The following is a 10,287-nucleotide window of genomic DNA, read 5'->3' as shown; positions in this document are numbered from 1 at the left end:
GGCGAACACCACCACCATAACGCGCAACAACACGCCGAACAACAAGCAGAGCAACAAGCTCAACAACAACAACAAGCACACCAACAACAACAACAAAAAGCACAACAACAAAACCAACAATATTGATTGGGGCGTTTGTGGGGGCGGCCTTAGGGCTACTCCTGGCTTTTAACCCTTTCTTTTAATCTAGTAAATCTATCCATTTAAGCTAACCCTTTTAACCCCATTAGATTTTAAACTTTTAAAATCCCTCTTTTTTATGATTGTCAAATGGCTCTGTTTCTATCCAATAAAGATAAGCTTATTGATGAGTGGTCGTTAATGGGGCGTAAAACTTTGTCTTGCGTATCTGGTGCGATCTAGGGGTGTTTTAAGAGGTTTTGTTGTAGGATTTTATCACGCCCCATAAGTGGCTTTATGGGGCAAATCCTATGTCAAAAGGAGCATGCCATGAAACGCAAAAGTGGCAAACGCTCTTGGAAAACATTATACTTTGAGTTTGCTTTTTTAGGGCTTAAAGTGATCGTTTCTGTGAAACGCTGATTTTTCTAAGAGCGTTCCCCTAAGTTTAAAAGCTTGGGGGTTTCCTTGTGGGTGGGTTTGTCCTTGACTTTGGGGCGTTGGTCATTTTGTTGTAAAACTTATTTTCTTAAGAGGGTGGAAACAATTCTCCCCCTATAAAACTAAATCCTCTCATAGAGCGCTTTTAAAAAATACCGCTTGCTTTAGCTTTTTGATTATTTGTCTTAAAAACTACTCCCTTAAAAACCCGTATTCATAGACTTTAGGTTGTATTTCTTTGGCGAGATCTTTTAGGGCGTCTTGCAAGTTAGCGTAAAGCTGTTTGTAGTATTCATCTTTAGCTTTAGCGGGTGAATTTAATTTGCCTTGCATGTTACGGCCTTGAAAAAATTCTTTGATGTCATAAAGGCTTGCGTTAGCGTTACGGGGGCGGTTTGTGAAATCTTGGGCGTGGTAATAGCAATAAATCTCTCTGCCAGCGTCAAACACCTTTGAAGCGCTCGGGCTGAATTCTAGCGGTTTGTTTTCTTTTTTGGCGTTTAAAAAGAGGCTATCGCCATCCTCTTTTATCCCACCCTTTAAAAAGTCTAATAAAGCGTGGCTAGTATATCTTTCTTTAGACTCAACTTCATCTTCGCTAAAGGGGATAAAATGGTTAGTCCCTTGAGTGGTAGTGATGCGGTTTTGGGTATGAAAAAGCATGAAAACCAAACAATTTTTTTTAAACTCGCTGTCGTCTTGGAACGCATCGTCATAGGGGGCGTAGAATTGATCCCTATCATTCTGCCATGTGGCTTTGATGCAATGGCGGATGGAGAAAAATACGCTTCCCAATAGAATATTACTGCCAGTAATAGCGAAATACACACTATGGCGTTTAGAAGAATTTTTATTATTGATAATGGCAACAGAAGGTGAACCTTGAAAGTCTGGAGTAGGAGTATCTATGTATCCTAAAATTTCCATGCTTTCAATTTTCTCTTTTTGTTTCAACCACTTATGAATATTTTTGACATTTTCATTAATAATATTTTTATACCTCAAAAATCCGCCACGCGAGTCAAACACTTCTAAATTGAGCGCGTTGGTTGGTTTTAAGGGGGGGGTAGCGGTATCCCACACCAAAAAGCCGATAGGGAATTGCCCCTTAACATTATCAAAAGTGTCTGCTGGCACCATAAAGCCCCCCTTAAACTCTGCTTTAAAAACTTCTCTAAATTTTTTAAAATTAGATCCTTGCAAGTTTTTCAACTTTGAAAAACTTGCAAGGATAACGCCGTTTAATTCTTTGTAAATACGCATGAAGAATTGAGCGAAAAGTTCGTTAGCCCCAGACCCTAAAAAATCTTTATAGGCCTCATAAGTCTTATTGTTTCTTGCGACTTTGGCTTTGTGTTCGCCCGTGCCGCTCATTTTGGCTTTGTTGCCCGCTTCCGCATAAGGCGGGTTGATATAAATAATAAGTTTTTTTCGTTTCTCTTCGTCTTTTAAGATTTCTTGCAAGCTTTTGGGCGTTTTATCGCTCTTAAAATCATCGTTCAAAAAGTCAAACTGGAAAACATGATTTTCTAGTAGTTTTAAGTGGTTTTTTGCAGCCAGATCTTTAACGATCGCCACATCGTTGCTGTCTAAAGTGGATAGATACAAATTGACCTTATTCAATAAACCATAAAGCAAATTCCCAGTCCCCCCAGCGCAATCCCAAATGATATAGTCCTCTTGATAATCTTGCCCCAAAGCTTTAGCTAAATATTCTTGACTCTTTTCTACCCAGATTTTAGGGGTAAAAAACGCCCCTTTCCTTTCCCTCACATCGCTTGGCACTAACAAATCGCGCCGCTCTAAAATAAAAGCTTGAAACTCTAATTTAGGAGGTCTTTCATAAATCCTCCAAAATTCTTTGTGGGCTTGTTGGCCGTCTTTGAAACCAACTTCTATAAAGCTCATTTTACCTAACTCATTCACACCCCTTTTCAATTTATAATAACTAGAGCTTAAAATCGTTTGCAATTTCTCAATAATGGTTTTATCGCCATCGCTGAGCAAATCCGCTAAATAATAATCTGCGTCTAAAATCCCTTTAGTTTTAGCCACCTCCCAATCTATGTCAATGGTGGGTTTGACAGCTTCGAGCCACTTTTGATAGATTGTAAAGAAATTGTTTTTATCAATTTGGATTTTGTTGAGTAGATGGCTGGAGTTTAAATTATTTTTAATAAATTCTTTGCATTCTTGGCTTTGGTTTTTAAAATCAAAAACCAACTTATGGGATTTGCACATGGCTTTAAACGCATTTAAAGCGTGTTTAAAACCTTCTGTGTTGTGGTTGCTTGGGGCGATAGAAAAATCTATATCGCTTTTATAAAAAAAGCTTGTGATCGTGTCATTAAAGGCGATAAATTCCATTCTAAAAGCGTTAAAAGCACACAAATAAGGTGGCGTGTGGTGGGTATAAAGCCTGTGCTTGCCTATGGTTAAAAGAAGTTGCGTGAAAGCTTTGTCTAAATCGTCAAAATTGCCCCTTTTAGCTTCGCCCCATAAAATGGGTAAGATGGCGTTAGGGTGTTTATAGCTTAGCATGAAATCTATCTTATCCCCACTATAAAGGAATTTTTTATCCTTAAAGAACTCGGCTTTGATCTGGCTTTTTAGGGGTTCTTCATTGAGGTTGCTCCAATCTAAAAGCATTCAAAACACCACCGTTTTGTTTTCATGCACAAACACCCTGTCTTCTAAAACGAGTTTTAACGCCCTAGCTAAAACCAGTTTTTCTATATCCTTACCCGCTAGGCGCATTTTTTCCACGCTGTAATTGTGGTTAATGGGCAAAGTGTCTTGTATAATAATCGGCCCAGCATCAAGGCTTTCATTCACAAAATGCGCCGTGGCCCCGATGACTTTCACGCCCCTTTCAAACGCTTGCTGGTAAGGGTTAGCCCCAATGAATGCGGGCAAGAAACTATGATGGATATTGAGAATCTGATTTTCATAACGCTTCGTAAAATCATGGCTTAAAATGCGCATGTATTTGGCTAAAACGAGCAGATCCGCGCTCACTTTGTGTTTTAATTCTAGGTCTTTGATGATCGCTAAAATCTCTTTTTCATGCAAGTTTTGATTATCGCAAGGCGCGTAAAAATAAGGGATGTCAAATTTTTCCACTAAAGGGCGTAAAATCTCGTGGTTGGAAATAACGCCTAAAATTTGAGCGTTCAACTCCCCCCCATACACCCTTAAAAGCAAATCCCCTAAGCAATGGCTCTCTTTAGTAGCGAGTAAAATAATGTTTTTTTTATGCGTTAAAATGACTTCAATCAACAGCTCGCTAAAGTTTTCTAAGGCTTTAAAAAGAGCGGTTTTTAAGGATCGCTCTTCTTGCTCTTTAATTTCAGTATTCAAGGGCTTAATTTCTTTTTGGATTTTTAGCCGCATGAAAAAGCGCTGTTTTAAGGGATCAACAAATTCATCGTTTTTGACGATGCTATAGCCCTTGTTAGCGATAGTGGTGCTAATCGCGCTCACCAAGCCTTTAGAGTCTCTAGCCTGAATTTTTAAAATAAATTCTAACATCTTTATCTCATTAATAATTGATAGCCAAACGCTTGCGTGATGATGTTTGTGGCTGATTGCGTGGCTTTTTCAATGAAGCGCTCCATAGGGCTTTTTTCTAGCCAATAAGCTTTTTTAACCTTACTCAATTCCATCAAACGATCTTGGGCTTGCTTAATCGTGCTGATTTTATCAATGAGTTTTAATTTTAGAGCGTTTTGAGCGCTAAAGACCTTCCCTTCAGCAAAATCCTTATAATCCTTAGCGTCTAATTTCCTGGCTTTTGCAACATCATTCACAAACATTTGGTATTGCTCATTGACTAAATTTTGCAAAAAATCTTTTTCATTAGGTTTCCATGCTCTAGTAAAAGTGCCTATCTCTTTATATTCGCCCGCATGCACGCCTTGAGTGGCTACGCCGACTTTATTGAGCAAATTTTCCACATTCGCGCCCGAAAAGATCACCCCAATGGATCCTATCAAACTCGCTTTAGAGGCATAAACTTCGCTCGCTTGCATGCCCGCATAATAACTCCCGCTCGCCATAATCCCCCTAGCATACGCTAAAACGGGCATTTTTTGCTTCAAATCAGCGATTTTTTCGCTCAATTCCACGCTCGCTGACACCGCCCCACCAGGAGAGTCAATCAAAAGCAAAACGCCCTTAATGCTAGGGGTTTTTAAGATTTTATCCACTTCTTTGTCAAAATCTTCTGCACTAAAAATCGCCCCATTTAAATAGAGTTTAGCGAGATTGGGCGGGGCGCTTGGCGCGCTTTCTTTAGCGCTAAAAAAGACTAATATAATGAGTAACAGCACAAACGACTTGAAATACTTCGTGATAAAATCTAAAGGCACGATGATTAAAGCCTTAAAAATTTTTTGAATGAAACTCCACATGCGGTTTTCCTAGACTTAAAGATTTGACCATAAGAGTGTATTATACTTCAAATGTTTTAAGGATTAAATCATGGCGTGTAAATTTTGCCCTAAGATCAGAAAAACAGATTGGATTTTTATTTTAATCGCTGCTTTAGGCTTTTATGCGGTCAATAAACTAGGGTATGCACCCAAATTCAATACCCCCACTTCAAAGCTTTCGCACCCTCTTTCATACCCTATTAAAAAGCCTGACAATATGACCGAAGAAGAAAGGAAAAAACGCTTCATAAAGTTGCAAAAAGCATGCTTACTCCATAAAGACAAAAAGGCATGCGAAGAGGTTTTTTAGGTTGCATTTGTTGTTTTTGCGCTTTTTAAGGTCATTGTATTTTATACGCCCTTTTTGTTGGTAAAAAGGCTTTTTTTAGCGGTGGTTTTTAGCACTCAAACAGCCCTTAAAACCCCCAAAATTCAAGCACTCTTAAGCTAAGTCTAAGTCTACTATAATCAAAGGATTTTAAAGAGAACTTAAAATCGTGTTTATAAAGGTTTGGAATGAGTGGAATTAAAGAAAAAACCACGAAAGCTTTTAAGGTTGATTTAGATAGCAGTGAAAATCAAAATATTATTTTAAAACCCAGTGCACGCTATTTTAACAACCAAGTCCATCAAGTTAATGAAGCGGCCAAAAAAATTGACAAACTCATTAAAAACGCCCAATATTCTAACGATGACATCGTTTTAAACCACAATAAAATTAAAGAAGCCTTTTTAACCCGTTAAAACCGCAGCTAGAAAGCACTCAAGCGTTCCTCTCGCATTCGCATGCGGATAAAAATAAGGCTTTAAAGGTTAAAGGCTATTTGGAAGAATACCTAGATACAGAATGCGTATTTATAGACTCGCTTTTTTGGGATTATAAAGACGATGTCTTAAACAAATTGGCAGAATACGATGATACAAGCAAGATTGAAGACGCTTTCACGCTCATTCTCAGAGAGTCTTTACAAGATATGATTGAAAAATGCCCTTACTTCGTATTTTTACAAAGCAAAAACAGCGTTTCCAATCAAGGGCTATCACAAATCACTCATTCAGCATGGATTTATGAAGAATTAAAAATCACTCATTCTATTAGCAACAAGAGTCGCTTAACTATAGCGATGGAGAGCTTTCAAGTTAGTCACAATATATCACCATTTTTAGAACATCTAGAAACTATAACCCTTAGCGAACTATCACATATAATCAATTCATAGGAACAAGCATGCTTTTTAAAACTTATCAAAAATTACTGGGCACGAGCTGTTTAGCACTGTGTCTGGTGGGCTGTGGGGGTGATGGTGGCGGTGAATCGCCGGTTGAAATGAGTGCGAATAGTGAGGGTGAGTTTCAAATCATCTCCAAAGCAGATAGCGTTACTATTCAAGGCGTGAAGCTTAATCGGGGTAATTGTGTCGTCAGATTTTCTCAAGTATATGCTCGATCAATTTCTGTGCAAGACTTTAAAGATGAAGCAAGTGCGTACGAGTATATAAAAAATAAGAAAAGGTTAGTAGACATGCAGAATAAAATTTCTCAATTAGAGCAAAAAGGTGTGATGATGGAACCTCAAACCCTTAAATTTGGAGAAAGTTTAAAGGGCATTTCTCAAGGGTGCAATATTATAGAAGCAGAAATACAGACCGATAAAGGCTCCTGGACTTTTACTTTTAACGAATAAGTAATGGATATAAATGGATAACACCCCAAAAGACAGAGCAAAAATCCTTACAGAAGAGCTTAAAATCTTGCAGGGCGTTATCAACAGAATGGCGCAAAATTCTTTGGAGTGCAAGAAATGGACACTCGCGCTCGCTGTGGGGGTTTTATCCCTCAAAATAGAGGCGATCTCTCATCTTTATGGGCTGTGTGTTTTAGGGGCGTTGTTAACATGCTTTTATCTTTTAGACGCTTATTATCTCACGCAAGAAAGGTTGTTTAGGGAGCAATAGCTGATAGAAAACAGGCTTAAAACCGATGAAAGGTTGTTTGAAGTCTTTCCCATTCATCAAACTTGCCGGTGCACGCAATTCTTATGTTCCATGTTTTCGTTTAGCCTTTTCTCTTATTGGATGTTAGGTCTTTGCTTGGTGGGCTATGGTTTTGTTTTTAATTCTGTTTTAATGAAGTGTTGGCTATAAAATAACTTGACTTCAATCAAACGATAACTTTTAGAGCGTTTTAGGATTTAGAGTATCGCAAAATAACCCCACCACTTTCCATATCCATTCCCATAAACCTGATACAAGTTTTCCTTATACCTAAACTCACACTCTTTTAAACGGAGTAAATGGTTGATTTATCTATCTCTTTAAACTCACTCAAACGAATTTTTGAGAAATCCCAAAAACTTTCTGTCCTATTGATAGGGTTTATTCCTTTTACAAACTCATTTTTTTGAATGTTTTACCCTATAGTGAGACTTTATAACCCACTAACACCAAACACTGGCATTTTTGAATTGGTTTGATAATCTTATTAAATGGTTGATTTATGAGTGGTTTTTTGTCTTAAGAGCTAAATATCTATTTAAAAATAATAAGCCGTTTCTTTAAGCCAAGCTTTGAGAAATCTAATTGTATATTTATCTAACATAGCGGTATCCAAATTTGATCTGACATAGTGTTATTATGAGAGCTTTTGAATCCCTTGTATCTAGCACTTCCCCCACATAGGGATATGGTGGCGGAAATCCTCCCCTTCCTCCTTAAAATTTAAAATTAAATTTAAACATAACTTAACTACAACAAAATATACTAAGAATCTTCTACGATACGATATATCTAGTATCTGAAATAGGCGTGCATTCTACTCTATTTTCCAATCTACTCAACCTATACTCAAATGCATCAATGATCTTTCTGTTTTCACGCTTTAGCTGTTTTACCTCATCCTTAAGCTTTCTATTTTTAGTTCTAAGCTTTGCGTTTTCAATTTGAAGCTTGTCGCATTTCTCATTGATTTTTTGATAGCTAGTCATACTTGCCCTTTTTTTTGAATTTGCTTTTCAGCACCTATGGCGTAGGAGACATATCGAATACACGACAAAAACCTCCAAATACCATGGGCTGTTCATTATACCTAAACTCAACATTGAAGTCAAGTTCTAAAATCGTGAAAGTTAAAAACCAATAAAAATAAAAGAGATAACAAATAAGACAAAAGAAAGAATAAGCCCAATCCTTCAAAACTAAGCAAAAGAAGTTCTTTTGTCAGGTAATACTCTTGGGCTTTTAATAAGCGAATATTAAAAGCTTTTCTCTAGAAAGGAGGTGATCCAACCGCAGGTTCACCTACGGTTACCTTGTTACGACTTCACCCCAGTCGCTGTGTGTGCCGTGGGCAGTAGCCAATTTAGCATCCTGACTTAAGGCAAACACAACTCCCATGGTGTGACGGGCGGTGAGTACAAGACCCGGGAACGTATTCACCGCAACATGGCTGATTTGCGATTACTAGCGATTCCAGCTTCATGCAGGCGAGTTGCAGCCTACAATCCGAACTGAGAGGTGTTTTGAAGATTGGCTCCACTTCGCAGTATTGCTTCTCTTTGTGCACCCCATTGTAGCACGTGTGTAGCCCTAGGCGTAAGGGCCATGATGACTTGACGTCGTCCCCACCTTCCTCCTCCTTACGGAGGCAGTATCCTTAGAGTTCTCAGCATGACCTGTTAGCAACTAAGAAAGGGGGTTGCGCTCGTTGCGGGACTTAACCCAACATCTCACGACACGAGCTGACGACAGCCGTGCAGCACCTGTTTTCAAGGTCTGGCAAGCCAGACACTCCACTATTTCTAGCGGATTCTCTCAATGTCAAGCCTAGGTAAGGTTCTTCGTGTATCTTCGAATTAAACCACATGCTCCACCGCTTGTGCGGGTCCCCGTCTATTCCTTTGAGTTTTAATCTTGCGACCGTACTCCCCAGGCGGGATGCTTAATGCGTTAGCTGCATTACTGGAGAGACTAAGCCCTCCAACAACTAGCATCCATCGTTTAGGGCGTGGACTACCAGGGTATCTAATCCTGTTTGCTCCCCACGCTTTCGCGCAATCAGCGTCAGTAATGTTCCAGCAGGTCGCCTTCGCAATGAGTATTCCTCTTGATCTCTACGGATTTTACCCCTACACCAAGAATTCCACCTACCTCTCCCACACTCTAGAATAGTAGTTTCAAATGCAGTTCTATGGTTAAGCCATAGGATTTCACACCTGACTGACTATCCCGCCTACGCGCTCTTTACGCCCAGTGATTCCGAGTAACGCTTGCACCCTCCGTATTACCGCGGCTGCTGGCACGGAGTTAGCCGGTGCTTATTCGTTAGATACCGTCATTATCTTCTCTAACAAAAGGAGTTTACAATCCTAAAACCTTCATCCTCCACGCAGCGTTGCTGCTTCAGGGTTTCCCCCATTGAGCAATATTCCCTACTGCTGCCTCCCGTAGGAGTCTGGACCGTGTCTCAGTTCCAGTGTGTCCGTTCACCCTCTCAGGCCGGATACCCGTCATAGCCTTGGTAAGCCATTACCTTACCAACAAGCTGATAGGACATAGGCTGATCTCTTAGCGATAAATCTTTCCCCCGTAGGGAGTATCTGGTATTAATCATCGTTTCCAATGGCTATCCCAAACTAAGAGGCACATGACCTATGCGTTACTCACCCGTGCGCCACTAATCAGCATTCTAGCAAGCTAGAAGCTTCATCGTTCGACTTGCATGTATTAGGCACGCCGCCAGCGTTCACTCTGAGCCAGGATCAAACTCTCCATAAAAGTGTTTGTCCTAAAGCTCTTTTGTTTTTTGATAGGCTGTTGTTATTCTTAACAACAGCTTTAGCGTATCACAAGAACTCGTTTTATTTGATTATTGAATAAAACGGGTTGTGTTCTTAAGTATTACAACAACAAAACAGAAAGAAACTTTTTAAAAAGGTTTAGCTAAACGCTAACCTAGTAAATACTCTCATGCCAATTAACCATCAATCATCATCATACAATCAATGATTATTGAACAGCACTCGTTGGATAAGAATTTCTCATAATAGAATGAAAGCGATTGAAACCCTCACTCTTTATAATAAGTCATCCTTAAAATCATTTTAGAATATCCCTTTAAAAAGAACTTCTATCAATTTGCTTAGTTTTCAAAGATCGTTTGCTTTAATCAGCTATCCTTGTAAGGTATCAAGCGGCTTTTAAAAGCCCTTGCTGAAACAAGGAAATGAAAGTATAGTCATACAAAGCTTAAGGTTTGCTTAAATCTAGGGAATGTTTGGGAAAATATTTTGAAATTT

The 10,287-nt window shown here is 39.1% G+C and carries 7 protein-coding genes, 1 rRNA gene and 2 pseudogenes; 6 read left to right on the top strand and 4 right to left on the bottom strand.

Features of this window, described 5'->3' with window-relative positions:
- Nucleotides 1–126: hypothetical protein (locus tag DV63_RS18770; RefSeq protein WP_523187936.1), on the top strand; the 126-nt coding region annotated here is incomplete at its 5' end.
- 324 nt (nt 127–450) lie between these two features.
- A complete protein-coding gene (gene aapA3, locus DV63_RS18765; protein WP_000824148.1) occupies nt 451–543 on the top strand; it encodes a type I toxin-antitoxin system toxin AapA3 in 93 nt (30 codons plus the stop codon).
- Between the two features lie 210 nt (nt 544–753).
- Here aapA3 and DV63_RS17125 read toward each other — a convergent pair whose 3' ends face one another.
- Genes DV63_RS17125 through sppA form a run of 3 tightly spaced genes read right to left on the bottom strand, consistent with a single transcriptional unit; the run spans nt 754 to nt 4,973 of the window.
- The gene (locus DV63_RS17125) at nt 754–3,210 is read right to left on the bottom strand and encodes a hypothetical protein (RefSeq protein WP_000923345.1); all 2,457 of its coding nucleotides are present in this window, start codon (nt 3,208–3,210) and stop codon (nt 754–756) included.
- A complete protein-coding gene (purU, locus tag DV63_RS17120; RefSeq protein ID WP_000889167.1) occupies nt 3,211–4,092 on the bottom strand; it encodes a formyltetrahydrofolate deformylase in 882 nt (293 codons plus the stop codon).
- A 2-nt stretch (nt 4,093–4,094) separates the two neighbouring features.
- Nucleotides 4,095–4,973 carry a signal peptide peptidase SppA gene (gene sppA / locus DV63_RS17115; protein ID WP_000269596.1) on the bottom strand — a complete coding sequence of 293 codons (879 nt, stop codon included), beginning with the start codon at nt 4,971–4,973 and terminating at the stop codon, nt 4,095–4,097.
- A 70-nt stretch (nt 4,974–5,043) separates the two neighbouring features.
- Here sppA and DV63_RS17110 point away from each other — a divergent pair, with 70 nt between their 5' ends.
- From DV63_RS17110 to DV63_RS18590, 4 genes and pseudogenes are all read left to right on the top strand, one after another.
- The gene (locus DV63_RS17110) at nt 5,044–5,304 is read left to right on the top strand and encodes a hypothetical protein (RefSeq protein WP_000752206.1); all 261 of its coding nucleotides are present in this window, start codon (nt 5,044–5,046) and stop codon (nt 5,302–5,304) included.
- 206 nt (nt 5,305–5,510) lie between these two features.
- Nucleotides 5,511–6,214 (top strand): annotated as a pseudogene (locus DV63_RS17105) (toll/interleukin-1 receptor domain-containing protein).
- 8 nt (nt 6,215–6,222) lie between these two features.
- Nucleotides 6,223–6,678, top strand: a complete 456-nt coding sequence (locus DV63_RS17100) for a hypothetical protein (protein ID WP_000897964.1) — start codon at nt 6,223–6,225, stop codon at nt 6,676–6,678.
- A gap of 13 nt (nt 6,679–6,691) precedes the next feature.
- Nucleotides 6,692–7,138: pseudogene (locus tag DV63_RS18590) on the top strand (hypothetical protein).
- A gap of 1,124 nt (nt 7,139–8,262) precedes the next feature.
- Here the strand turns inward: DV63_RS18590 and DV63_RS17085 are convergent.
- Nucleotides 8,263–9,766: ribosomal RNA gene (locus DV63_RS17085) — 16S ribosomal RNA — on the bottom strand.
- Between the last annotated feature and the right edge of the window lie 521 nt (nt 9,767–10,287).

This window comes from Helicobacter pylori FD535, assembly GCF_000296015.2.
Lineage (GTDB): Bacteria > Campylobacterota > Campylobacteria > Campylobacterales > Helicobacteraceae > Helicobacter > Helicobacter pylori_CT.
Note: the sequence above shows the minus strand (reverse complement) of the source record. Positions and strands in the feature narration are given on the sequence as shown.

What these genes read in the sequence shown, in the direction of transcription:
- aapA3 (WP_000824148.1), top strand. Translation starts at nt 451, where the DNA reads ATGAAACGCAAAAGTGGCAAACGCTCTTGGAAAACATTATACTTTGAG.
- DV63_RS17125 (WP_000923345.1), bottom strand. Translation starts at nt 3,210, where the DNA reads ATGCTTTTAGATTGGAGCAACCTCAATGAAGAACCCCTAAAAAGCCAG.
- purU (WP_000889167.1), bottom strand. Translation starts at nt 4,092, where the DNA reads ATGTTAGAATTTATTTTAAAAATTCAGGCTAGAGACTCTAAAGGCTTG.
- sppA (WP_000269596.1), bottom strand. Translation starts at nt 4,973, where the DNA reads ATGTGGAGTTTCATTCAAAAAATTTTTAAGGCTTTAATCATCGTGCCT.
- DV63_RS17110 (WP_000752206.1), top strand. Translation starts at nt 5,044, where the DNA reads ATGGCGTGTAAATTTTGCCCTAAGATCAGAAAAACAGATTGGATTTTT.
- DV63_RS17100 (WP_000897964.1), top strand. Translation starts at nt 6,223, where the DNA reads ATGCTTTTTAAAACTTATCAAAAATTACTGGGCACGAGCTGTTTAGCA.